This window comes from Paracoccus sp. R86501, from assembly GCF_042466435.1.
Lineage (GTDB): Bacteria > Pseudomonadota > Alphaproteobacteria > Rhodobacterales > Rhodobacteraceae > Paracoccus.
In genome coordinates this window covers 2,721,963-2,745,166 of the sequence record NZ_JAXHPZ010000001.1, presented here as the reverse complement: position 1 = coordinate 2,745,166, position 23,204 = coordinate 2,721,963, and the positions used below count along the sequence as shown (strand labels likewise).

General features: G+C 64.3%; 22 protein-coding genes and 1 riboswitch. Of the genes, 13 read left to right on the top strand and 9 right to left on the bottom strand.

All coding sequences use genetic code 11. The features are described from left to right. Positions 1-69 precede the first annotated feature (69 nt). The 6 genes from SJY40_RS13425 to pqqA form a co-directional block, all read right to left on the bottom strand. Positions 70-861 carry a quinoprotein dehydrogenase-associated SoxYZ-like carrier gene (locus SJY40_RS13425; RefSeq protein ID WP_378947389.1) on the bottom strand — a complete coding sequence of 264 codons (792 nt, stop codon included), beginning with the start codon at positions 859-861 and terminating at the stop codon, positions 70-72. A 3-nt stretch (positions 862-864) separates the two neighbouring features. Then, the gene (pqqE, locus tag SJY40_RS13420) at positions 865-2,001 is read right to left on the bottom strand and encodes a pyrroloquinoline quinone biosynthesis protein PqqE (RefSeq protein ID WP_378947386.1); all 1,137 of its coding nucleotides are present in this window, start codon (positions 1,999-2,001) and stop codon (positions 865-867) included. After that, a complete protein-coding gene (gene pqqD, locus SJY40_RS13415) occupies positions 1,998-2,291 on the bottom strand; it encodes a pyrroloquinoline quinone biosynthesis peptide chaperone PqqD (RefSeq protein ID WP_378947383.1) in 294 nt (97 codons plus the stop codon). The genes pqqE and pqqD overlap by 4 nt, the downstream gene beginning before the upstream one ends. Continuing rightward, entirely contained in the window at positions 2,288-3,040 is a 753-nt protein-coding gene (pqqC, locus tag SJY40_RS13410; RefSeq protein WP_378947380.1) for a pyrroloquinoline-quinone synthase PqqC, read from the bottom strand. Before pqqC ends, pqqD begins: the two co-directional genes overlap by 4 nt. After that, positions 3,037-3,918 (bottom strand): pyrroloquinoline quinone biosynthesis protein PqqB, encoded by an 882-nt coding sequence (gene pqqB / locus SJY40_RS13405; RefSeq protein ID WP_378947378.1) that lies wholly within the window; start codon positions 3,916-3,918, stop codon positions 3,037-3,039. Before pqqB ends, pqqC begins: the two co-directional genes overlap by 4 nt. Positions 3,919-3,992: 74 nt before the next feature. After that, entirely contained in the window at positions 3,993-4,103 is a 111-nt protein-coding gene (pqqA, locus tag SJY40_RS13400; protein WP_378947375.1) for a pyrroloquinoline quinone precursor peptide PqqA, read from the bottom strand. Between the two features lie 128 nt (positions 4,104-4,231). On the opposite strand from pqqA, the gene SJY40_RS13395 reads away from it, so the two are divergent. The 13 genes from SJY40_RS13395 (at position 4,232) to SJY40_RS13335 (ending at position 18,419) form a co-directional block, all read left to right on the top strand. Continuing rightward, positions 4,232-5,290 carry a quinoprotein relay system zinc metallohydrolase 2 gene (locus tag SJY40_RS13395; protein WP_378947372.1) on the top strand — a complete coding sequence of 353 codons (1,059 nt, stop codon included), beginning with the start codon at positions 4,232-4,234 and terminating at the stop codon, positions 5,288-5,290. A gap of 84 nt (positions 5,291-5,374) precedes the next feature. Continuing rightward, positions 5,375-6,730 (top strand): ABC transporter substrate-binding protein, encoded by a 1,356-nt coding sequence (locus tag SJY40_RS13390; RefSeq protein ID WP_378947370.1) that lies wholly within the window; start codon positions 5,375-5,377, stop codon positions 6,728-6,730. Between the two features lie 68 nt (positions 6,731-6,798). Continuing rightward, complete coding sequence (locus tag SJY40_RS13385) at positions 6,799-7,794, top strand: carbohydrate ABC transporter permease (protein ID WP_378947367.1); 996 nt, start codon at positions 6,799-6,801, stop codon at positions 7,792-7,794. Then, entirely contained in the window at positions 7,794-8,927 is a 1,134-nt protein-coding gene (locus SJY40_RS13380) for a carbohydrate ABC transporter permease (protein WP_378947364.1), read from the top strand. The genes SJY40_RS13385 and SJY40_RS13380 overlap by 1 nt, the downstream gene beginning before the upstream one ends. 10 nt (positions 8,928-8,937) lie before the next feature. After that, positions 8,938-10,464: an alpha-amylase family glycosyl hydrolase gene (locus SJY40_RS13375; protein ID WP_378947361.1), complete on the top strand. Its 1,527-nt coding sequence runs from the start codon at positions 8,938-8,940 to the stop codon at positions 10,462-10,464. Between the two features lie 16 nt (positions 10,465-10,480). Beyond that, positions 10,481-11,692 carry an ABC transporter ATP-binding protein gene (locus SJY40_RS13370; protein ID WP_378947358.1) on the top strand — a complete coding sequence of 404 codons (1,212 nt, stop codon included), beginning with the start codon at positions 10,481-10,483 and terminating at the stop codon, positions 11,690-11,692. A 79-nt stretch (positions 11,693-11,771) separates the two neighbouring features. Continuing rightward, positions 11,772-12,728 carry a GAF domain-containing protein gene (locus SJY40_RS13365; protein ID WP_378947355.1) on the top strand — a complete coding sequence of 319 codons (957 nt, stop codon included), beginning with the start codon at positions 11,772-11,774 and terminating at the stop codon, positions 12,726-12,728. Between the two features lie 128 nt (positions 12,729-12,856). Further along, positions 12,857-14,383: an aldehyde dehydrogenase gene (gene adh, locus SJY40_RS13360; protein ID WP_378947352.1), complete on the top strand. Its 1,527-nt coding sequence runs from the start codon at positions 12,857-12,859 to the stop codon at positions 14,381-14,383. 106 nt (positions 14,384-14,489) lie between these two features. Further along, the gene (locus tag SJY40_RS13355; RefSeq protein ID WP_378947349.1) at positions 14,490-15,545 is read left to right on the top strand and encodes a DNA topoisomerase IB; all 1,056 of its coding nucleotides are present in this window, start codon (positions 14,490-14,492) and stop codon (positions 15,543-15,545) included. Further along, positions 15,542-15,871 (top strand): DUF779 domain-containing protein, encoded by a 330-nt coding sequence (locus SJY40_RS13350; RefSeq protein WP_378947346.1) that lies wholly within the window; start codon positions 15,542-15,544, stop codon positions 15,869-15,871. Before SJY40_RS13355 ends, SJY40_RS13350 begins: the two co-directional genes overlap by 4 nt. A 74-nt stretch (positions 15,872-15,945) precedes the next feature. Next, positions 15,946-16,863: an N-acetyl-gamma-glutamyl-phosphate reductase gene (gene argC, locus SJY40_RS13345; protein WP_378947343.1), complete on the top strand. Its 918-nt coding sequence runs from the start codon at positions 15,946-15,948 to the stop codon at positions 16,861-16,863. Positions 16,864-16,981: 118 nt separating this feature from the next. Further along, positions 16,982-17,812, top strand: coding sequence for a calcium-binding protein (locus SJY40_RS13340; RefSeq protein WP_378947340.1), 831 nt, complete (start codon positions 16,982-16,984; stop codon positions 17,810-17,812). Further along, positions 17,766-18,419, top strand: a complete 654-nt coding sequence (locus tag SJY40_RS13335) for a calcium-binding protein (RefSeq protein WP_378947337.1) — start codon at positions 17,766-17,768, stop codon at positions 18,417-18,419. The genes SJY40_RS13340 and SJY40_RS13335 overlap by 47 nt, the downstream gene beginning before the upstream one ends. A 43-nt stretch (positions 18,420-18,462) precedes the next feature. Here the strand turns inward: SJY40_RS13335 and gcvP are convergent, their stop codons facing one another. Genes gcvP through gcvT form a run of 3 tightly spaced genes read right to left on the bottom strand, consistent with a single transcriptional unit; the run spans position 18,463 to position 22,855 of the window. Continuing rightward, positions 18,463-21,303, bottom strand: a complete 2,841-nt coding sequence (gene gcvP / locus SJY40_RS13330; RefSeq protein WP_378947335.1) for an aminomethyl-transferring glycine dehydrogenase — start codon at positions 21,301-21,303, stop codon at positions 18,463-18,465. 55 nt (positions 21,304-21,358) lie between these two features. Beyond that, positions 21,359-21,715, bottom strand: coding sequence for a glycine cleavage system protein GcvH (gene gcvH, locus SJY40_RS13325; RefSeq protein ID WP_378948452.1), 357 nt, complete (start codon positions 21,713-21,715; stop codon positions 21,359-21,361). A gap of 15 nt (positions 21,716-21,730) precedes the next feature. Further along, positions 21,731-22,855 (bottom strand): glycine cleavage system aminomethyltransferase GcvT, encoded by a 1,125-nt coding sequence (gcvT, locus tag SJY40_RS13320; protein WP_378947333.1) that lies wholly within the window; start codon positions 22,853-22,855, stop codon positions 21,731-21,733. A 145-nt stretch (positions 22,856-23,000) separates the two neighbouring features. After that, a riboswitch (glycine riboswitch) is annotated at positions 23,001-23,090 on the bottom strand. Positions 23,091-23,204 lie beyond the last annotated feature (114 nt).

Here is a 23,204-nt window from a genome sequence, read left to right as displayed (position 1 = left end):
TCGGGCTGCCCGTAAAGCAAGCGTCATGGCGCGACCTAAGTCGCAATAAGTGCGATTGGTGCTTTGGTCTTAGCCGCTGACAGGCTGGAAGGTTTCGTCCCAGATATTGCCTTCGGTATCCTCGACGTGGACGTGGATGGGCTGGCCATTGGCCTGATAGGCAAAGCGGAAGACCGGATCCTCGGCGACCGAGATCCCGGCCGACATGGTGAACAGCATCTGGTCACCCTGACGCACTTCCAGCGTGTCGATGAAATGCGCGGGAATGTTCAGCAGCGTGTATTGGTCGCGCTGCAGGCCGGAAAAATTCGGATGGCGAATCATCAGCGTGCCGATGTCGCGCCCGTCCTTGGATGATGCACGCCAGCGCATCTGGCCCATGGTGCGCGTCACCTCGGCCATGTTCTTGCCCGCGGGGGCCGAACAGCCGCCTGCCGCTTTCACGAAACGGCCTGCCATCACCTGTGCGCCATCGGCGGTCGTGGCAATGGTCCGCACGTCGGAATAGCGGTCGACACGCACGCGGATTTCGAAGTCCAGTGGCATCAGCGCCTCGCCGAAGGTATATTCGGCAGCCACGGGGGCGGGGTTTTCATCGACGACCACCATCGCGGCGGTCAGCGGGGGCGCGCCTTGGGGTTGCAGCAGATGCACCGGCACGATGGCCGGATCATTGGCGCGATGCGGCGCGGTCAGGTCCAGCACGGCGGCATCGATGGGCGGTTCCGTCGTCAGGCCGACAACGGATTCGCGGATGTCGTCCCATGTGGGCGAGGGTTGCATCGGGTTGTCCGGTGGCGTGCCTTGCGCCCAGACAGGCGTGGCCAGCGCAAGCGCCGCGGCGATCAGCCATGGCTTCATGTCCTATCCTCCCTTTGACATGCGCCGATAGACGAACTCGGTCGTGTCGGCGGCCGCATCCTCCTCGGCCTTTTCGACGATCTGCGCATGAAGCGGTGATTTGGAACAGACCGGGTCGGTTGCCCGCGCATCACCTGCCAAGGCCATAGCTTGGCACCGACAGCCGCCGAAATCCACGTTTTTCCGTTCGCAGCTGGCGCAGGGTTCGGGCATCCATTCCGTACCGCGGAAGGCGTTGAAGCTGTCGGACAGGTGCCAGATGTCCGACAGGCTGCGGTCCTGCACGTTCTCGAACTGCATCCATTTGATCGACTGCGCGGCGTGGCAGGGCAGCACCGTGCCATCCGGCCCGACGTTCAGCCCAAGCGACCCCCAGCCCCCCATGCAGGCCTTGGGATAGACCGCGTGGTGATCGGCGGGGACGTAATCGATGACCATCTGCCCGCGCAGGCGGATGCGGCCCTCGTTGACGATTTTACGGGCCATCGCGGCCTGTTCGCGGGTCGGCATCAGCGCCTTGCGGTTCAGATCGGCCCAACCGTGGAACTGGACGGTCGCCACCTCGATCCGGCGGGCGCCGAGGCGTTCGGCCAGCTCCAGCATGTCGGGCAGGCGGTCCATGTTCTGGCGGTGAACGACGGCATTGATGGTCAGGGGAAAGCCGATTTCGGTGACCCAATCGGCAAAGCCCATCTTCTTGTCCCAGGACCCCGGATGGCCGCTGATGCGGTCGGCCATGTCGGGGCGGATGCCCTGCAAAGACAGCTGGACGTGATCGACCCCCGCCGCGTCCAGCTCCAGCAGACGGTCGCGCGTGATGCCGATGCCGGATGTGATCAGGTTCACATACAGCCCCGCATCCCGCGCATGAGCCACGATCTGCGCCAAGTCACGCCGCGCGCCGGGTTCCCCGCCCGAGATATGGACCTGAAGCACACCCAGATCGGCGGCCTGACGGAAGACGCGGCCCCAGTCGTCGGCGCTGATTTCCGATTTGGCGCGGATCAGATCGACGGGGTTCGAGCAATAGGGGCAGGCCAGCGGGCAGCGATGCGTGATCTCGGCCAGCATCGCCATCGGCAGGCCGGGCATGACCGTGTTGCCGTCAAGGTCGCGCGGCTGTGCGGGCAGATCCTTCATGAGATGTCCCGCAGAAAGACCATGCGCCTCTCGATCAGCCCGGTCAGGAAATCGCGCACGTCGCCGGCGATCTCCTCGACCGGGGCGTCATAGCGGGCGGCCAGGTCGCGGGTGATCTGGTCCAGGCTGCGTGCGCCGTCCAGTTCCGCCAGAATGGCATCGCCGATCTGGTCCAGCTGCATGGCGCGTTCGGGAGCCTGCAGCACGCGAATGCCGCGGATGCGATCGTCCTGCAGGCGGACACCGCGCGGCAAATAGGGGATGTCCTGCGGGGTGATCAGCGGGGTCATGACAGCATCCCTTCGCCCGGTTGCCACGCACCCGGCGGCGTGTTGCCCATGACATAGCCGTTCCACAGCGCATCCAGTTGCGCCCACAGGACATCCGTCTTGAAGACCAGCGCCGCTGCCGCGGCATCCTGCTTTTCGCGGGTGTCGGCATGGGTCAGCACATAGTCCAGCCCGAAGGCGACATCGTCCGGTGCCTCAGTCAGGCGCTTGCGGAAATAGGCCAGGCTGCTGTCATCGGCGAAATCGTAATGCGCCAGCAGGCCTTCGATGCGTTGAGCGTGGATCTTGGGGGCGAACAGCTCGGTCAGGCTGGCGGCGACGGCATCCAGCAGCGGCATGTCGCGGACGAAGCGGACATAGGCGTCCACGGCGAAACGCGTCGCGGGCATGATGCCGACGCCGGATGCGACGTAATCGGGGTCCAGACCCACGGCCTGCGCCAAGGCCAGCCAGCGCCGGATGCCGCCGCCCTCGGTGGTGCCGCCGTCATGATCCTCGATCCGCTTGCGCCAGGCGCGGCGCAGGTCGGGGTCCTCAACGCGGGACATGAAGGCGGCGTCCTTCATCGGAATGCGCGACTGGTACATCCAGCGGTTGATGACCCATGCCCGAACCTCGTCCGGGGTGCAGTCGCCGCCGTGCAGGCGGGCGTGGAATGGGTGGCGGTCGTGGTACCTTTCGGCCCCGATGGCGCGCAGCCGGGCTTCGAAGTCTTCGCGCGATTGCGGTTGGTCCTGAATATCCTTCACGGCACGATCTCCATTCCGTCGCGGCCAACCTGCCATCCTTGCGCCGCAGCCTGTGCAGTCTGCGCGCTGTCCGGATCGGTCAGCGGGTTCGAGTTGTTCATATGCACAAAGAGCCGCTGTCCGATGGTCACCCCATCCAGCGCGGGGATCGTGTCGGTGACGGCCATATGGCCCATCCGGCGACCGGTCTTGACGCCCAGACCCATGCGGATCATCTCGTCATCCTCCCACAGCGTGCCGTCGAACAGCAGGGCATCGGCCCCTTGGATGCGGGCCTTCAGCCAGTCGGGCATGTCGGCGCAGCCGGGGATATAGAACGCCCGCTTGTCGCCCGCCTTCAGTTCGATGCCGACGGTGGTTTCACCCATAAGGCCGGTCTGAACCTCGCCCTGTTCCTGATACAGCGGCACCTTACCCGGCACGGCGAACAGCGTTGCGGTCAGGCCGGGTGCCAGGTCGATGGTCTGGTCCAGCGCAACGGTCCGGCGCGGCACCAGGTCGGCCCGCAGGGCGCCGATCATCGGGTTGGCGGCCAGGGCATCATGGATCGCCTGCGTCGCGAACAGGTCATAGGGCTGGCTTTCGCGCAGCGTCAGCAGCCCCGCCACATGGTCGATATCGCCGTTGGTCACCAGAACCGACCGCAGCGGCATATCGCGCGGGCCGGTCGGATGCAGGGCATGGGTCGCCGCCAGCTGCATGCGGATATCGGGCGAGGCATTCAGGATCGCCCAGTCCCGCCCGTTTGCACTGACCGCGACCGAGCTTTGGGTCAGCGACGGTATCTGCCCCGCACGCGCCGCGTTGCAATTGTCACAGCCGCAATTCCACTGGGGCAATCCGCCACCGGCTGCCGCCCCCAAGATGATGATCCGCATCAGACCCCGCTTGATGAAAAAGGCCCCGTCCGACGGAATCGGACGGGGCCGTCACCTTGCCAGTTCGGCAAAGCTTAGAACAGGACGGGTTCGTCCTCGGCCGGTGCATACATGTTGATTTCCATGCCGCAGGCGATTTCCGTCAGGGTCGGTTTCTTCCAGGCCATATGAATATCCTCCTTCATGTCAGGGTCCGCCACATCGAAGGCGACTGGATTCAAATGTAGATCAGGGGCAGGATGAATCAACCCGACAAAAGTCTTAAGGATAGGTCCGAAGCGGGCGGATCGTGAAAATACTGGGTTTTTTCGGCATGTTTCATCTGATTGTGAACGTCTGTCTGGCCTCGGGACCTGCGAATTGCGCCCCCATGCTGCTGCCTGCCGGCGATGCGGCAACGCAGCAGGCCTGCATGTCGCAGATGCAGCGAATTGCGGATGACTGGCTGGCCACACGCCCGCAGCTGACGGGACAGGCGCCTCGCTGCGTTGACAACGCCGATCTGCCGGCAGTCGCGCTGCGCGAGCTGCAACCCAAAGTGCATGTGTTCCAGGGCGATCCTGTCCAGATGGAACAATCGTCCGACGGCCGCATCGCCAACCTCGGGGTGATCGAAGGCGACGCCAGCATTGCCGTCATTGATGCGGGCGTGTCGCGGGCGCAGGGGCAAGCGATTTATGTCGCCATCAGGCGGATGACGGACAAGCCGATCAGCCATCTGGTCCTGACGCATATGCACCCCGACCATGTGCTTGGCGCGCAGGTGATGGCCGAGGCCGGGGCCACCATCGTCGCCCATCACGCCATGTCGGACGCCCTGCAGTATCGCACCGGCACCTATCTGGAGAACATCCAGCGCCTTTTCCCGCCCGCCGAATGGATCGGCACGGCGGTCGCGCTGCCCGATGTCGGGGTCACGGATCTCGACGCCATTGATCTGGGCGGACGGCGGGTGGAGCTGCGGGCATGGCCCTCGGCGCATACCGACAACGACCTGACGGCGCTGGACGTCACGACGGGGACATTCTTCACCGGCGATCTGGTTTTCCGCGAACTGACACCGGTGGTTGACGGATCGCTTGCGGGATGGCTCTCATGGTTGCAGGGTGAACCGGCGGGGCAGGCACGCATAATCGTGCCGGGCCATGGTGAACCGACTGCGGACTGGGCGCAGGCGCACCGGCCCCAACAGGCATTTTTGAAAGCGCTTGCAGACGCCACCCGCGCCCGGATCGCCGAAGGCATTCCCATGTCCGAGGCCGTGCCGATCATCGCCAAAGACCTGAAATCGTTCGCTCCGGCGTGGAATTCCTTCGACATGACCGTCGCGCGGGACGCCACCGCCGCCTACAAGGAGCTTGAATGGGAATGAGAAGCGTTTGACAGCATCGGCGAAACTGTCGAATGTTCATGACAAAGGGCCGTCGCAAGGTCCGCAGCGTTCAGGGAGGACGACTTGAAGACGACATTGCTGACAACCGCCGCCATCATCGCATTGGGTGCTGGCATCGCGCAGGCTGAACTGGTCATCGAACCGGGCAGCGACGACCGCATCGACTGGGCCAGCCTTGAGGAATTCAAGGCTGCCCATCCCGACCTGGAAGGCGAGAGCTTCGACATCCTGGGTCCTTGGCTGGGGGGCGACCAGGAACTGTTCTCCTCGGTCATCGAATATTTCAACGAGGCGACGGGGGCCCGGGCGAATTACTCCGGTTCGGACAGCTTCGAACAGCAGATCGTCATCGACAGCGAGGCGGGGTCGCCGCCCGACATGGCGGTCTTCCCGCAGCCGGGTCTGGCCGCCGATCTGGCCGCCAAGGGCTTCCTGCGTCCCTTGGGTGATGAAACCGCGCAATGGTTGAAGGACAATTACGCAGCCGGCGACAGCTGGGCCGCGCTTGGCACCTATGCCGACAAGGAGGGCACCGATCAGCTGTTCGCCTTCCCCTACAAGGCCGACGTGAAATCGCTGGTCTGGTACGTCCCCGAAAACTTCGAGGATGCCGGATATGAAATCCCCGAAACCTATGAAGACCTGAAGACCCTGACCCAGCAGATCGCGGATGAGGGCGAGACGCCGTGGTGCATCGGTCTGGGGTCGGGTGGCGCGACCGGCTGGCCCGCAACCGACTGGGTCGAGGACCTGATGCTGCGCACCGCATCCCCCGAGGATTACGACGCCTGGACCAGCAACGACATGCCGTTCAACGACCCCAAGGTCGTCGCGGCCATCGAGGAATTCGGCTGGTTCGCCAAGAACCCCGACTATGTCGCGGGCGGCGTGGGTGCCGTCAGCTCGACCGATTTCCGCGAAAGCCCGGCCGGTCTGTTCGACAGCCCGCCTGCCTGCTACCTGCACCGTCAGGCCAGCTTTATCCCGACCTTCTTCCCCGAAGGCACGGTCGTGGGTGAGGATGCGGACTTCTTCTATATGCCCGCCCCCGCATCGGGTGATCTGGGCCAGCCGGTTCTGGGCGGTGGCACGATGTTTGCCGTGCTGTCGGACAACCCCGCCGCAATGGCCTTCGTCGATTTCCTGAAGACCCCCGCCGCGCATGAAATCTGGATGGCCCAGAAGGGCTTCCTGACGCCCTATACCGGCGCCAACTCCGATGCCTATGGCGACGAGACGCTGAAGCGCATGGGCCAGATCCTGCTGGATGCGACGGTCTTCCGCTTCGACGGCTCGGACCTGATGCCCGGTGCCATCGGCGCAGGCGCATTCTGGACCGGCATGATCGACTTCGTCGGCGGTGCTTCGGCGCAAGAGGTCGCGGACCGCATCCAGGATACATGGGCGTCGCTGGACTGATCACCAAACCGACAAACCGGCGCGGCAGCAGGGTCTGCCGCGCCTTTCGCGACCAAGGGGGGTAGGACATGGAACTGCTATGGTTGGCCGTCAGCACGATCGCCATCGGGGTGTTCGGATGCGTGGCGTGGTTCTGGGGGTCGAACTGGCTGCTGGACCGGATCTATCCCGCCAAGGGCGATAATGCCGGCGACAACATCCGCCGCGCGGGCCAGATCAGGCCGTGGCTGTTCCTGGGGCCCGCCATCCTGTTTCTGGGGATGTATCTGGTCTATCCGGTCTTCGACAGCCTGTGGCGGTCGCTGTTCAATTCGGATGGATCGCGCTTTGTCGGGGTCAACAACTATGTCTGGCTGGTCGGCGACGACAAGTTCCGCGAATCCATGCTGAACAACATGCTGTGGCTGTTGGTCGTACCGGCCCTTGCCACGCTGTTCGGATTGTTGGCGGCGCAGCTGACCGACCGGATCAAATGGGGCAACATCGGCAAATCGCTGATCTTCATGCCGATGGCCATCAGCTTTGTCGGCGCGGGCGTGATCTGGAAATTCATCTATGAATACCGCGCATCCGGCGAAACCCAGATCGGCCTTCTGAACTGGATGGTCACCAAATTCGGGGTCGAGCCGCAGATCTGGCTGACCCTTCCCGGCTGGAACAACTTCTTCCTGATGATCGTGCTGGTCTGGATCCAGACCGGTTTCGCCATGGTCATCCTGTCCGCCGCCCTGCGCGGCATCCCCGAAGAGACCATCGAGGCCGCCGTGCTGGATGGCGCGTCCCCCCTGCAGGTCTTCTTCAAGATCAAGGTGCCGCAGATCATGGGCACCATCGCGGTCGTCTGGACCACCATCACCATCGTCGTGCTGAAGGTCTTCGACATCGTCTTCGTCATGACCAACGGCCAATGGGGCACGCAGGTCTTGGCCAACCTGATGTATGACTGGATGTTCCGCGGCACGCCCGATTACGGGCGCGGATCGGCCATCGCCATCGTGCTGATGATCCTGGTCACGCCGATCATGGTCTGGAACATCTGGAACGCGCGCAAGGAGGTTCGCTGATGGAAGGCATGGCCGGACAGAAGTCTTCGCTGGCATGGGCGGTCAATCTTGCCGCCTTCCTGCTGGTGCTGTTGTGGACCATCCCGACGCTGGGGTTGTTCGTGTCCTCGTTCCGGGATCGTGACCAGATCGCGACCTCGGGGTGGTGGCAGTCGTTTTCGGGTTCCGTCCAGACCGGCTTTGTCCGGTCGGGGACGGGCGATGATCAGGTGCAGCGCGACGGTCTTTATGTGATCGAGGGCAGCGCGCTGGAAGGCACGCAGGAGCTGGTGTCCTGGGGCACCAACGCCCGCATGCCAGACGCCAACGCACCCGGCGACACGGTCGAGATCGATCCCGGCGTCAATCTGACCGTGGCCGAAGACGGCAGCTATCAGATGACCTCGGCCCAGCCGTTTGAGCTGCGGCGCGGCGAACGGATATTCACCACCACGGAATCGCCGCCCAGCTTTACCACCGACAACTATCGGCGCGTGATGACGGCGGGCGGTCTGGGGCGTGCCTTCATGAACACCATGACGGTCACGATCCCCGCGACCGTGATCCCGATCTTGATCGCGGCCTTTGCGGCCTATGCGCTGGCGTGGATGCAGTTTCCGGGCCGAGCGGTTCTGACCGCCTGCGTCGTGGGCCTGCTGGTCGTGCCGCTGCAGGTGGCGCTGATCCCGCTGCTGCGGATGCATAACGATTTGGGCATCGGCAAGGGCTATCTTGGGATCTGGCTGGCCCATACCGGCTTTGGCCTGCCATTGGCGGTCTATCTGCTGCGAAACTATATGGTCGGCCTGCCACGCGAGGTGATCGAAAGCGCCCGCGTCGATGGCGCGACCGAGTTCCAGATCTTCCGCCGCATCATCCTGCCGCTGTCCTTCCCGGCGCTGGCCAGTTTTGCGATCTTCCAGTTCCTGTGGGTCTGGAACGATCTGCTGGTGGCCACGGTCTTTCTGGGCAACACCCGTGAACAGCTTGTGATGACGGGTCTGCTGCGCGAATTGATGGGATCGCGCGGAGGTGAATGGGAGATATTGGCGACCTCTGCGTTCATCTCTATCGCGGTACCGCTGGCGGTGTTCTTCGCGATGCAGAAATACCTGGTCCGCGGATTGCTGGCCGGGTCAGTGAAAGGTGGTTGAATTGACCGAAATGACGACGGATTGGTGGAAGGGCGGCGTGATCTATCAGATCTATCCGCGCAGTTTTCAGGATACGACCGGCGACGGGATCGGCGATCTGACGGGGATCGCGCAGCGACTGCCCTATGTCGCCTCGCTTGGGGTGGATGCGGTCTGGGTGTCGCCCTTCTTCACCTCTCCGATGCGGGACTTCGGCTATGATGTCAGCGATTACCGTGGCATCGATCCGATCTTCGGCAAGATGGACGACTTCGACTGGCTGATCGAACGGGCGCATGAACTGGGCCTGAAGGTGATGATCGATCTGGTGATGTCGCATACCTCGGACCAGCATCCCTGGTTCAAGGAAAGCCGCGCCAGCCGCGACAACCCCAAGGCCGATTGGTATGTCTGGGCTGACCCCAAGCCCGATGGCACGGCACCCAACAACTGGCTGTCGATCTTTGGCGGCAGTGCGTGGCAGTGGGATGCCCGTCGCGAACAATATTACCTGCACAACTTCCTGAATTCGCAGCCCGACCTGAACTTCCACAACCCCGAGGTTCAGGACGCCTTGCTGGAGATGGTCAAGTTCTGGCTGGAAAAGGGTGTGGACGGCTTCCGGCTGGATACGATCAACTTCTATTTCCACGATGCCCAGCTGCGCGACAACCCGCCGCTGGCCAAGGAATTGCGCCGTTCGGATACGGCGCCCGCCGTGAACCCCTATAACCACCAAAGCCACCGCTTCAGCAAATCGCAGCCGGAAAATCTGGCGTTTCTGGAACGGCTGAACCAGACCATCGTGCCCTATGGCGCATCCGTGGTCGGTGAAATCGGCGACAGTGAACGCGCGTTGGAGCTGTTGGAGGAATATACCGGCGTGCCGGGGCGCGTGCAGATGTCCTATGTCTTCGACTTCCTGTCAGGCGACGATCTGCCGGCCAGCCGCATCGTCGAGGTGTTCGAAGGCCTGCTGGCCACCGCGCCAAACGCCTGGCCCTGCTGGGCGATGTCGAACCATGACGTGGTGCGCCATATCAGCCGCTGGAACCTGACGGATCAGGCGGCCAAGGCCTATGCGACTGTGCTAATGTGCCTGCGCGGGTCGGTCTGCCTGTATCAGGGCGAAGAGTTGGGCCTGCCCGAAGCCGAGCTGAAATTCGACGAATTGCGCGATCCCTATGGCATCGAGTTCTGGCCGGAATTCAAGGGCCGCGACGGCTGCCGCACGCCGATGGTCTGGGACATGGGCGTCAACGGCGGCTTTTCGACCAGCCAGCCTTGGCTGCCGGTTCCGCATCAGCATCTGCAGCGCACCGTCGTCGGGCAAGAGGCCGATGCGCAATCCATGCTGCACCACTACCGTTGGGCCATCGGGCTGCGCAACAAGCACAGCGCGCTGCGCCGCGGCACCATGACCGACATCAAATCCGAAGGTCCCGTCCTGTCGTTCCGGCGGGCCGACGACCTTCAGACCCTGCTGATCCGTGCCAACCTTTCGGAAGACGAGGTGGCCGGACTGATGCCGTGGCAGGTCCAGATCATCGAAGGATAAGGGAGAGAGAACCGAAATGGCCGACCTCAAATTGACCAGCCTCGCCAAGTCCTATGGCGATGTCAGCGTGCTGAAGAACATCGATCTGGACATCAAATCCGGCGAGTTCATCGTCTTTGTCGGCCCTTCGGGTTGCGGGAAATCGACGCTGCTGCGGATGATCGCGGGACTGGAACAGATCACCGATGGTGAACTGCAGATCGCGGGGCGGGTGGTCAACGACATCCCGCCCAGCCAGCGCGGCATCGCGATGGTGTTCCAGTCCTACGCGCTTTATCCGCATATGACGGTTCGCGACAACATGGCCTTCGCGCTGAAGATCGCGGGCCAGTCCAAGGACCAGATCAAGGCCGCCACCGACCGCGCGGGCAAGATGCTGCAGCTGACGCCCTATCTGGACCGCCTGCCCAAGGCGCTGTCGGGTGGCCAGCGTCAGCGTGTGGCCATCGGGCGGGCCATCGTGCGCGACCCGCAGGTCTATCTGTTCGACGAGCCGCTCTCGAACCTGGACGCCGCGTTGCGCGTCGCCACCCGCATCGAGATCGCGCAGCTGAAGGCGTCGATGCCGGACCGCACGATGATCTATGTCACCCACGACCAGACCGAGGCGATGACCCTGGCCGACCGCATCGTCGTGCTGGCCGGCGGCGGCATCGCCCAGGTCGGCGCCCCGCTGGAGCTGTACGAACGTCCGGTCAATGAATTCGTGGCCCAGTTCATCGGCAGCCCGGCAATGAACCTGTTGCCGGGACGGGTGAAGGCCGTCGGTCCCGTCACCACGGTCGCGCTGGACGGCGGGCTGGAAGCGCAGGTCGCCATCCCGACCCGCGAAGGCGATCTGGACATGCCGGTCAATCTGGGTGTCCGCCCCGAGGACATGCGCGAGGCCGACGGCCCCGCCCTGTTCGAAGGCACCGTCGATCTGACCGAGGCACTGGGCGAGGTGACGTTACTCTATTTCGGAACCAACGCCGAAACCGTGCCGATCATCGCCAAGCTGCCGGGCATCCACCCCGGTCTGAACGGCCGCAAGGTCCGCCTGACCGCCGATCAGGACGCGCTGCATCTGTTCCACAAGGGGCAGTCGCTTCTGTATCGCGACGGCAACGACCTGCCGCCCTATCAGCCGCGCACCGCGCCTTCGGGCAGCATGGGGGGTGCGCCTGCCAGCCGCGACCATGACGACATGGCCGATGGCGTCATCAAACCGGAAGGCCCCGTGCGCTGATCCCTGCCGGGGTGCGACCAAAGTTCTGCATCGCACCCCGGAAAATCTGCTATGCTTCCCCCACCTTGGGAGGGGGAACATGACGCAACGCAACCACGCCGATCTGGTCGCCGAGCAATCGCAATCGCGCAGCGCAACATCCGCGCTTGCAGCATCGTGGCGACGGTCCATGATGAAACACGGGCTGGACCCGGGCGATCATCGCAGGCCTGACCGTCTTTCCGCATCCGAACTGAAGCATCGTCATCAGGCGATGGATGCCTTCCTGAACGTCGCCGGACCGCAGCTGGACCAGCTTTACGGGCTGGTCGGCCTGTCGGGCTGCAACGTGCTGCTGACCGATGCGCATGGGGTGGTGCTGGACCACCGCGTGTCCGACGCCGATGCGGGGCAATTCCGCGAATGGGGTCTGTGGCGCGGTGCCGACTGGTCCGAGGCCGCACAGGGCACCAACGGCATCGGCACCTGTCTGGCCGAGGGGCGGCAGGTCACCATCCACCGCGACGAACATTTCCGCACCCGCAACACCGGCATGTCCTGCATGGATGCGCCCATCTGGGGGCCTGACGGGCGTCTGCTGGCGGCGCTGGATGTCAGCAGCGCGCGGGCGGATCAGACCGAACGCTATAACCGGCTGATCAGCGCGCAGGTGGCGCAGACCGCGCGGGGGATCGAGGCGATGTTCTTCCGGTCAAGCTTTCCGGATGCGCGCATCGTGGTGGCATCCGACGATCACTCCGATGCGGCGGTGCTGCTGGCGGTGGATAAGGACGATCTGGCCATCGGCGCGACCCGGGCCGCGCGGCGGGTGCTGGGGCTGGAACGCGAAGGCAGGATCCGCCCGCGTCCTGCCGCCGATCTGCTGGGCCGTCAGGACAATCTGACCGGCTTTGATCGCGGCGAACGTGCGGCCGTGATGCGGGCCTTGGCGCGGGCGCAGGGCAATGTGTCGGCGGCGGCGCGGGCCTTGGGGATCGGGCGGGCGACGATGTATCGGCGCATGGCGCGGCTGGGGATCAGCGAAAACCACGGCTGACTGTCCCACCGCTGATACACCTTCTGCGGCGCGGCGCAGATCGCCCGTTGCCGCGAATCGCGCCGCGGCAGACCCTTGGCACATACCCGGATGGGGAGATCCGGGAGAACACCCCAAGGAGGAAACCGATGCCGAACGACCAGACGCATGAATTCAAGGGCGTGGGCGTGATGCCCTTTGCCGCCCGCTATGACAATTTTATCGGCGGCGGTTGGGTCGCCCCGAAGTCGGGCAAGTATTTCACCAACACGACCCCCATCACTGGCGCCCCCATCGGCGAGATCGCGCGCTCGAACGCCGACGACATCGAGGCCGCGCTGGACGCCGCCCATAAGGCCAAGGACGCTTGGGGCAAGGCCTCGACGACGGAACGCTCGAACGCGCTGCTGCGCATTGCCGACCGGATGGAGCAGAACCTGCAGCTGCTGGCGACGGCGGAAACCTGGGACAACGGCAAGCCGATCCGCGAAACCATGGCCGCCGACCTGCCGCTGGCCGTCGATCACTTCCGCTATTTTGCGGGCGTCCTGCGCGCGCAGGAAGGCGGCATCAGCGAGATCGACAATGATACCGTCGCCTATCACTTCCACGAACCGCTTGGCGTCGTGGGCCAGATCATCCCGTGGAACTTTCCGCTGCTGATGGCCTGCTGGAAGCTGGCGCCCGCGCTGGCCGCCGGCAACTGCGTGGTGCTGAAGCCCGCCGAACAGACCCCGGCCACGATCATGGTCTTTGCCGAACTGATCGCCGACATCCTGCCGCCGGGCGTGCTGAACATCGTGAATGGCTTCGGATTGGAGGCCGGCAAGCCGCTGGCATCGAACCCGCGCATCGCCAAGATCGCCTTCACCGGTGAAACCACCACTGGCCGGCTGATCATGCAATATGCGTCCGAAAACCTGATCCCGGTGACGCTGGAACTGGGCGGCAAATCGCCCAACATCTTCTTCGAGGATGTGACGCGTGAAGACGACGATTTCTTCGACAAGGCCATCGAGGGCTTCGTGATGTTCGCGCTGAACCAAGGCGAGGTCTGCACCTGCCCGTCGCGCGCGCTGATCCACGAACGCATCTATGACGAATTCATGGAACGCGCCCTGAAGAGGGTCGAGGCCATCGTGCAGGGTGATCCCCGCGATCAGGCCACGATGATCGGCGCGCAGGCATCATCGGAACAGAAGGAAAAGATCCTCTCCTATTTCGACATCGGCCGCAAAGAAGGCGCCGAGATCCTGACGGGTGGCGAAACCGCCGACCATGGTGGCGAACTGTCGGGCGGCTATTACGTCAAGCCGACGGTCTTCAAGGGCCACAACAAGATGCGGGTCTTCCAAGAGGAAATCTTTGGCCCCGTCGTCTCGGTGACCACCTTCAAAGACCATGACGAGGCGCTGTCGATCGCCAATGACACGCTTTACGGGTTGGGTGCGGGCGTGTGGTCGCGCGATGCCAACACCTGCTATCGCTTTGGCCGTGCCATTCAGGCGGGACGTGTCTGGACCAACTGCTATCACGCCTATCCGGCCCATGCGGCCTTCGGGGGCTACAAGCAGTCGGGCATCGGGCGCGAAAACCACCGGATGATGCTGGACCACTATCAGCAGACCAAGAACATGCTGGTCAGCTATAGCCCCAAGAAGCTTGGCTTCTTCTGATCCGCAGCGGGGGCGGTCAACCGGGACCGCCCCCGGCCTTCGGCAACCGCCGGGGGACCTGCGGCGTTGGGGCAGGACGCATCCCCTCCCTGTCGGACTGCCCCACATGACCCAAGCCAATGTCATCGACCCTCAGGACGCCGCCGAGAGCGCGGGCCTGATCTATGTGAACGACGATATGGCGGGGATCACCCGCGTCCGGGCGGGCAAAGGGTTTTCCTATCGCGACGCCAAGGGCCGCACCATCCGCGACAAGGCCGAACGCAAGCGTCTGGCTGCATTGGCGGTGCCACCTGCCTATGACGAGGTCTGGATTTGCCCCGACCCGCGAGGCCATATCCAGGCGACGGGCCGCGATGCCAAAGGGCGCAAGCAATACCGATACCACCCCGACTTCCGCGAGGTCCGCGACAGTGCCAAATACGACCGCATGCTGGATTTCGCCAAGGCGCTGCCCAGGCTGCGGGCGCAGGTCGATCAGGACATGTCGAGGCGTGGGATGCCCGCCGAAAAGGTGCTGGCGACCATCGTCTATCTGCTGGAACATACGATGATCCGCGTCGGCAATTCCGATTACGTCAAGCAGAACAAGTCGCACGGGCTGACGACGCTACGCGACCGGCATGTCAGCTTTGACGGCAACAAGATCCGCTTCCGGTTTCGCGGCAAAAGCGGCAAGGAATGGGATCTGGGCCTGCGCGACCGGCGGGTGGCACGCATCGTGCGTGCGGCGCAGGACATTCCGGGCCAGCATTTGTTCCAGTATCTGGATGACGAAGGCGGCCGGCATCAGGTCAGCTCGTCTGATGTGAACGCCTATCTGCGCGACATCTCGGGGCGGCAGATCACGGCCAAGGATTTCCGCACGTGGACGGGTACGGTTCTGGCCGCCTTGGCGCTGGCCGAATACGAAAAGGCCGACAGCGACGCGGCCGCCAAGCGCAACATCCGCGATGCCATCGAAACGGTCGCGGCGCGTCTGGGGAACACGCCGACCATCTGCCGCAAATGCTATGTCCATCCACAGATCATCGACGCCTATCTGGCCGATGAACTGAAGCTGGAGCTGCGCGACAGCATCGATGACAACCTGAACAGCGCCGACCTGCGCCGCGAGGAAAAGCAGGTGCTGCGCCTTCTGAAGAAAAGGCTGAAAGCATGAGCACCGTCACCGCCACCCCCGACGCCCTGCAGCTGATCGAGGAGATCGTCGCCGATCATGGCCCCGTCCTGTTCCACCAGTCGGGCGGCTGCTGCGACGGGTCATCGCCCATGTGCTATCCGCAGGGCGATTTCCGCATCGGCGACCGCGACGTGAAGCTGGGTGAGATCGGCGGCGCGCCCTTCTATATCTCGGCCACGCAATACGAGGCATGGAAGCATACCGACCTGATCATCGACGTGGTGGCCGGTCGCGGCGGCATGTTCAGCCTGGATAACGGACGCGAGAAACGCTTTCTGACGCGGTCGCAGATCTGCGAAATCTGACCCCGCGCATGGGCGTTGTGACCGCGACGGCGATCCGCTAGACAGTTGACAACCCTGCAAACGGAGGTTGTCACATGACCCACAGCGTCTTCATCGATGGCGAAGCCGGAACCACCGGCCTTCAGATCCGCGACCGCCTGCTGGGACGCGAGGACATCCGACTGATCCAGATCGACCCCGCCCGCCGCAAGGACGCCGAGGCGCGGGCCGAGGCGTTCCGGACCGCCGATGTGGCGATCCTTTGTCTGCCCGACGATGCCGCGCGTGAAGCGGTCGAACTGACCCGCGACATGGACGTACGGCTGATCGATGCCTCGACGGCGCATCGGATCGATCCCGATTGGGTCTTCGGCTATGCCGAACTGGCCCCCGAAATGCGCGAAATGATCGCGCAGGCGCGTTTCGTCAGCAATCCGGGCTGCTATTCCACCGGCTCGATCGCGATGATCGCACCGCTGGTCGCCGCCGGTCTGATCGAGGAAAACGAGGCCCTGACCATCAATGCCGTCAGCGGCTATACCGGCGGCGGCAAGGCGCTGATCGCGGAATACGAGGCCGGCACCGCCGCCCCGCATTTCGTCTATGGCCTGACGCAGCGCCACAAGCACATCCCGGAAATCATGACCCATGGCGGCCTGCTGATCCAGCCGGTCTTCTCGCCCTCGGTGGGAAATTTCGCGCAAGGCATGGCGGTGCAATTGCCGCTGCATCTGGATGACGAACGCAGCATCGCGGGTCTGCATCAGGCACTGGCCGACCATTACGCCGGTCAGGATTTCGTGCAGGTCGTTTCCGCCGACCAGATCGGCGCGCGCATTGATCCGACCGCGATGAACGGCACCAACGTCATGCAGATCAGCGTCCACGGAGACGAGGATGCGGGCTGCGCCAATGTGATCGCCGTGCTGGACAACCTTGGCAAGGGTGCGTCCGGGGCTGCGGTGCAGAACCTGAACATCATGCTGGGCCTGCCCGAAGGCGCCGGGCTGTAACGCCCGACGTTTCCCTTTGACAGCGGGAAAATCCGGTCGCTATCGTCACAGACTGTAGCGATGTCCGGATTTCCCGCAGTCAGCCTCGGGTGTCCGAGGTTTTTCATGGGAGGCCGGAATGGCAAAACTTACCGCGCGCGACGCGTTCGATCAGGGTAACCTTGATCTGAATGTTCTGGATCGCAATCTGATCGACGCCGAATTCTTCGACAACGTCGATCTGGATCTGGATGGCCAGTTCATCGAAGACGTCTTTCTGGTCACCTATCTGGACAGGGGCAATTATGCCGATGCCGTTCTGGGCGGGTCGAACTTCCGCCTGAATGCCAAGGACGAAATTCTGGGCGACCTGCAGGCGGTCGGCATCTATGCCGACAGCTATCAGGACTGGGAGGTCTACGACTTCAACATCCCGCTGATCGATTTCGTCTCGGCTGCCGAAAGTTCGGACAGGGGGGACGACCGCCGCCTGATCGCCCGCATCATGGGCGGCGACGACCTGTTCCGCCTCAGCCCCGATGACGACCGCGCCATGGGCCTGAACGGTAACGACCGGATGCTGGGCAATGGCGGCGACGACACGCTGGAGGGCAACAACGGTTCCGATACGCTGCTGGGCGGGGCAGGCGATGACATGTTGCAGGGCGGCAATGGCGTGGATGTGCTGCGCGGCGGCGCGGGCGACGATCTGATGTTTGGCGGCAACGGCAGCGACCGGATGTTCGGTGGGGCCGGATCGGATATGCTTGTCCTCGACAACGGCGCTGATGTGCTGAACGGCGGTGGCGGATATGAACTCGCTGTCCTATGTGGGCCCGCGCGATCTGCGCATCAATCTGGCGCAGACCGGCCCGCAGATCACGGGCCTCGGGCGCGACACCCTCACCGACATCGAGTCCATCTTGTCGGGGCGCGGCGACGATCTGCTGAATGGCAACGCGCAGGATAATCTGATCTTCGGCAACTCCGGCGCCGATCGCATCTTCGGCAAGCAGGGCGATGATTTTCTGGACGGCGGGTCCGGCCGCGATGTGGTCAAGGGCGATTTTGGCAATGACACCGTCAGCGGCGGCAATGGCGCCGATCTGGTGGCGGGCGGCGCGGGGCGCGATTGGGTCTATGGCGACAATGGCAACGACCGGGTCGAGGGCAACTTTGGCGCCGACCGACTGTTCGGCGGCAAGGGCAACGACCTGATGATCGGCGGGCGGGGCATGGACATCATGACCGGCGGTCAGGGCGCGGATGAGTTCCGCTTCAACGCGCTGTCGGATTCAGGGCGTTTCCCGGTGGGGGCGGATCTGATCAAGGATTTCAAGGTCGGGGTGGATCGGATCGACCTGTCCGGGATCGATGCCAATGGCCTGCTGCAGGGCAATCAGGCCTTCACGCTGTCCAATGCGGGTGAGCTGACCGGGCAGGCGGGTCAGCTGGCCATCCTGACCGCCGGCAACCAGACGCGGGTGGTGGTGGATGTCGATGGCGATGCCGTCGCCGACATGATGATCCGCCTGAGCGGCCAGCTGGATCTGGGGGCCGACGACTTCATCCTGTGACGGATTGCCCTGCGCAGATTGACTGCGCAGGGCGGTTTTGCGGTTATTCCGCCGCCTCGGCATAGGCCTCCAGCGGGGGGCAGGTGCAGATCAGGTTGCGGTCGCCATGGGCGTTGTCCACGCGCCCGACCGGCGGCCAGTACTTGTCCACGCGGAAGGCACCCGGGGGGAAGCAGCCCTGTTCGCGGCTGTAGGGGCGGTCCCAATCGCGGACCAGATCCTCGACCGTGTGGGGGGCGTGGCGCAGGGGGCTGCTCTCGACCTCGATCCGGCCTTCGGCGACGTCGGTGATTTCGTCCCGGATCGCCAGCAGGGCGGTGATGAAACGGTCGATCTCGGCCTTGGTTTCCGATTCCGTCGGTTCCACCATCAGTGTGCCTGCAACGGGCCAGCTCATGGTGGGGGCGTGGAAGCCATTGTTGACAAGGCGCTTGGCGATGTCGTTGACCGTCACGCCATGTTCGGCAAAGGGGCGGGTGTCGATGATGCATTCATGCGCCACGCGCCCACGGTTGCCCATGAACAGGATCGGATAGGCCCCCGTCAGACGCGCCGCGATGTAATTGGCATTCAGTATCGCCACGCGGGTCGCCTGCGTCAGGCCCTCGCCGCCCATCATCAGGCAATAGGCCCAGCTGATCAGCAGGATCGAGGCACTGCCATAGGGTGCCGCGCTGACCGCGCCGCTGTCATCGTCCTGCGGATCGCCGGGCAGGAAGGGCGCCAGATGCGCGCGCACGCCGATGGGGCCCATGCCGGGGCCGCCGCCGCCATGCGGGATGGCGAAGGTCTTGTGCAGGTTCAGGTGGCTGACATCGCCGCCGATTTCACCCGGCTTCACCAGACCGACCAGCGCGTTCATGTTGGCCCCGTCGATATAGACCTGACCGCCGTGGTCATGGGTGATGTCGCAGACCTGACGCACGGTGTCCTCGAAGACGCCATGGGTGGAGGGATAGGTGATCATCACCGCCGCCAGCCGGTCGCCGGCCTTGGCCGCCTTTTCGGCGAAATCCTCAAGGTCGATATCGCCGTTCGGGGCGGATTTCACCACCACGACCTGCATGCCGCACATCTGCGCGGTGGCGGGGTTGGTGCCATGCGCGCTGACGGGGATCAGGCAGATGTCGCGCTGATCGTCGCCGCGCGAACGGTGATAGGCCTGAATGGTCAGCAGCCCCGCATATTCCCCCTGCGCGCCGCTGTTGGGCTGCATGGAGAACGCATCATAGCCGGTGATGCGGCACAGCTTTTCGACCAGATCGCCGATCGCCTCGTGGTATCCGGCGGCCTGATCGGTGGGCGCGAACGGATGCAGCGCGCCGAATTCGGGCCAGGTGATGGGCATCATCTCGGCGGCGGCGTTCAGCTTCATGGTGCAGCTGCCAAGCGGGATCATCGCGCGGTCCAGTGCCAGATCGCGATCCGACAGGCGGCGCATATAGCGCATCATCTCGGATTCGGCGCGATTCATGTGAAACACCGGATGGGTCAGGTAATCGCTGTCGCGCAGCAGGTCGTCGGGGATGGCGGGCGCGGTGGCGGGCGTGGCAGGCTCGGTGATGCCGAAGGCGTCCAGCAGCTTGGTGATGACGGACGCGTCCGTCGTCTCGTCCACGCTGATGCCGACGCGGTCGCGTCCGACCTTGCGCAGGTTGATGCCCCGGTGACGCGCGGCGGCCATGATGCCTTGCTGGCCAACACCGACGCGCACGGTGATGGTGTCGAAGAAGGCCTCGGGGGCAACATCTGCGCCCGCTTCGCGCAGGGCGTCGGCGATGGTCACGGCATGCAGGTGGACGCGCTGCGCGATGGCGCGCAGACCCACCGGCCCGTGGAACACCGCATAGAAGGACGCCATCACCGCCAACAGCGCCTGCGCGGTGCAGACGTTGCTGGTCGCCTTTTCACGGCGGATATGCTGTTCGCGGGTCTGCAGCGACAGGCGGTATGCCTGATTGCCGGAAGCATCGATGCTGACGCCGACAATCCGCCCCGGCATGGCGCGCTTCAGCGCATCGCGGCAGGACATGAAGGCCGCATGCGGACCGCCATAGCCCATCGGCACGCCGAAACGCTGCGCGGAACCCACAGCGATGTCGGCACCCATCGCGCCCGGTTCCTTCAGCACGCAGAGCGCCAGCAGATCGGTTGCGACAATGGCCAGTGCGCCGGTGCCGTGCAGGGCATCGATATCAGCGGTCAGGTCGCGGACATGGCCATAGGTGCCGGGATACTGGAAGATCGCGCCGAAGACGGCAGCGGGGTCCATGTCCTGCGCGTCGCCTTGGATGACCTGAATGCCCAGGGGGGCGGCGCGGGTCTGGATCACGGCGATGGACTGGGGGTGGAGGTTGCGATCGACGAAGAAGCCCTGCACCTTGGATTTCGACTGGCGGCGCGCCATGGCCATCGCCTCGGCGGCGGCGGTGGCTTCGTCCAGCAGGGACGCGTTCGCCACCGGCAGGCCGGTCAGATCCGCCACCATGGTCTGGAAGTTCAGCAGCGCCTCGAGCCGCCCTTGGGCGATCTCGGGCTGATAGGGGGTATAGGCGGTATACCAGGCCGGGTTTTCCAGGATGTTGCGCTGGATCGCGGGAGGCGTGACGGTGCCGTAATATCCCTGACCGATCAGGCTGGTCATCACGCGATTTTTCGACGCGACCTCCTTCATGCGGGCCAGCAGGCCAGCCTCGGACAGGGCGGGCCAGTCCAGCACGTCTTTCTGGCGGATGGCCGCTGGCACGGTCTGGTCGATCAGCGCATCAAGGCTGTCGGTGCCCACGGCCTTCAGCATCTGCTCCATCTCGGCGGGCGAGGGGCCGATGTGGCGGCGGTTGGCGAAATCGTCGGGGTTGTAGTCGCTTGCAGTCCAGCGGGTCATTCGGGTCACGCTCCTGGCAGGGGGGATGCGGGGGCCGCGCGCCCCCGCCCGGGGATCAATCGACCAATGCCTTATAGGCGGCTTCATCCATGAAGCCCTCGATCGCGGCCGGATCGGCGGGCTTGATGCGGAAGAACCATGCCGTCATCGGGTCGGCATTCACGTCGCCCGGCGCATCGGCCAGCGCCGTGTTGACGGCGGTGATGGTGCCACCGACGGGGGCGGTGATGTCGGATGCGGCCTTAACCGATTCGATGACCACGATCTCGTCTCCGGCGATGACATCGGTGCCTTCCTCGGGCAGTTCGATGAAGACCACGTCGCCCAGCTGTTCGCTGGCGTGCTTGGTGATGCCGACCACAATCTCATCGCCTTCGGCGCGCAGCCATTCGTGGTCGTCGGTGTATTTCAACATGCGGATGATCCTTCAGCGTTTGTAGGAGGGCGTGACGAAAGGCAGTGCGGCGATGGTGACCGGAACGCGCTTGCCGCGCAACTCGGCCCAGATGGTCGTGCCTTCGGAAAGGGTGGCATCAATGATCGCCATGGCGACAGGCCCGCCGACAGATGGGCCAAAGCCCCCCGACCGGACGGTGCCAAGGGCCGTGTCGCCGGTCTGATCGGCAAACAGCACGACGCCTTCGCGGATGGGCGCGCGGCCTTCGGGGCGCAGCCCGCGGCGCGTGGTTGCGGCCCCCGCGTCCAGTTCGGCCAGCACTGCATCATCGCCCGGGAAACCGCCCGCGCGGGGGCCGCCATTGCGGCGGGCCTTCGGGATGGACCAGCCAAGCGCCGCTTGGGCGGGCGTGACCTCGGGGTCCATGTCGTGACCGTAAAGCGGCATCCCGGCCTCCAGCCGCAGGCTGTCGCGGGCGCCAAGGCCGATGGGGGCGACCTGGGGCTGGTCCAGCAGGGCGCGGGCGAAAGCCTCCAGCGTGGTGTCGGGGACCGAGATCTCGAACCCGTCCTCGCCGGTATAGCCTGAGCGCGAGATCCACAGGTCGTGCCCCTGCCAGCCCAATGTCAGGCTGTCCATGAAGCGCATGTCGGTGGCGGCGGGGATCAGGCGGCCAAGGGCGGAGCCTGCGCGGGGGCCTTGCAGCGCGATCAACCCGCGGTCGGTCACCGGTTCCACGCTGACCCCTTCCAATGTCTGCAGATGGGCGATGTCCTGATCGGCGCAGGCGGCATTGACCACCAGCAGGAAGTGGTCGCCGCGATTGGCGAACATCAGGTCGTCCAGAATGCCGCCCCGATCATTGGTGAACAGGCCATAGCGCTGACGCCCCGGCGCAAGGTCCAGCACATTGGCGGGGATCAGCGTTTCCAGCGCCAGCGCAGCGGTCTGGATATTACCGTCCAGCGGACGGACGATCACCTGTCCCATATGGCTGACGTCGAACAGACCGGCGTGTTCGCGGGTGTGCAGATGTTCGTTCATGACACCCTTCGGAAACTGGACGGGCATGTCCCATCCCGCAAAGGGCACCATCCGGGCGCCAAGTTCGACATGGAGGTCGTAAAGACCGGTCCGGCGGGTCGTGTCGGCCATGTGGCCTCCTGCGGTTCTGCCGAAAAGTCGGCATCGGTTGGGCGGACAAAATGCCCGCACGTCGATGCCCCCTCTGTCCCTGCCCGCAATGGGCGCCTGAGATCGTTATCCCTTCGGCGGGCCTTGCGGCCACTCTCCAGAGTTCTTGGGGAAAACGGTCCTTTTGCCTGAGAGTTCGCCGGGGCGGCTGCTCCTTCGGCCCCGGCTGTTCACCGGCTTCTCCCGAATTCCTGAGGCTGGTGCTACTGTCAGGGGGGACGCAAATCAAGCCTTTTGTCGCAGGTCGGGGCGTGGTTGACAGGCAGGGCCGGACGGCCACATCGTTCGGGCAAACCGCATTGCAGGGGTC

Coding starts and splice junctions, on each gene's coding strand:
- SJY40_RS13425 (WP_378947389.1), bottom strand. CDS start 861: ATGAAGCCATGGCTGATCGCCGCGGCGCTTGCGCTGGCCACGCCTGTC.
- pqqE (WP_378947386.1), bottom strand. CDS start 2,001: ATGAAGGATCTGCCCGCACAGCCGCGCGACCTTGACGGCAACACGGTC.
- pqqD (WP_378947383.1), bottom strand. CDS start 2,291: ATGACCCCGCTGATCACCCCGCAGGACATCCCCTATTTGCCGCGCGGT.
- pqqB (WP_378947378.1), bottom strand. CDS start 3,918: ATGCGGATCATCATCTTGGGGGCGGCAGCCGGTGGCGGATTGCCCCAG.
- pqqA (WP_378947375.1), bottom strand. CDS start 4,103: ATGAAGGAGGATATTCATATGGCCTGGAAGAAACCGACCCTGACGGAA.
- SJY40_RS13395 (WP_378947372.1), top strand. CDS start 4,232: ATGTTTCATCTGATTGTGAACGTCTGTCTGGCCTCGGGACCTGCGAAT.
- SJY40_RS13385 (WP_378947367.1), top strand. CDS start 6,799: ATGGAACTGCTATGGTTGGCCGTCAGCACGATCGCCATCGGGGTGTTC.
- SJY40_RS13380 (WP_378947364.1), top strand. CDS start 7,794: ATGGAAGGCATGGCCGGACAGAAGTCTTCGCTGGCATGGGCGGTCAAT.
- SJY40_RS13375 (WP_378947361.1), top strand. CDS start 8,938: ATGACGACGGATTGGTGGAAGGGCGGCGTGATCTATCAGATCTATCCG.
- SJY40_RS13370 (WP_378947358.1), top strand. CDS start 10,481: ATGGCCGACCTCAAATTGACCAGCCTCGCCAAGTCCTATGGCGATGTC.
- SJY40_RS13365 (WP_378947355.1), top strand. CDS start 11,772: ATGACGCAACGCAACCACGCCGATCTGGTCGCCGAGCAATCGCAATCG.
- adh (WP_378947352.1), top strand. CDS start 12,857: ATGCCGAACGACCAGACGCATGAATTCAAGGGCGTGGGCGTGATGCCC.
- SJY40_RS13355 (WP_378947349.1), top strand. CDS start 14,490: ATGACCCAAGCCAATGTCATCGACCCTCAGGACGCCGCCGAGAGCGCG.
- SJY40_RS13350 (WP_378947346.1), top strand. CDS start 15,542: ATGAGCACCGTCACCGCCACCCCCGACGCCCTGCAGCTGATCGAGGAG.
- argC (WP_378947343.1), top strand. CDS start 15,946: ATGACCCACAGCGTCTTCATCGATGGCGAAGCCGGAACCACCGGCCTT.
- SJY40_RS13340 (WP_378947340.1), top strand. CDS start 16,982: ATGGCAAAACTTACCGCGCGCGACGCGTTCGATCAGGGTAACCTTGAT.
- gcvP (WP_378947335.1), bottom strand. CDS start 21,303: ATGACCCGCTGGACTGCAAGCGACTACAACCCCGACGATTTCGCCAAC.
- gcvT (WP_378947333.1), bottom strand. CDS start 22,855: ATGGCCGACACGACCCGCCGGACCGGTCTTTACGACCTCCATGTCGAA.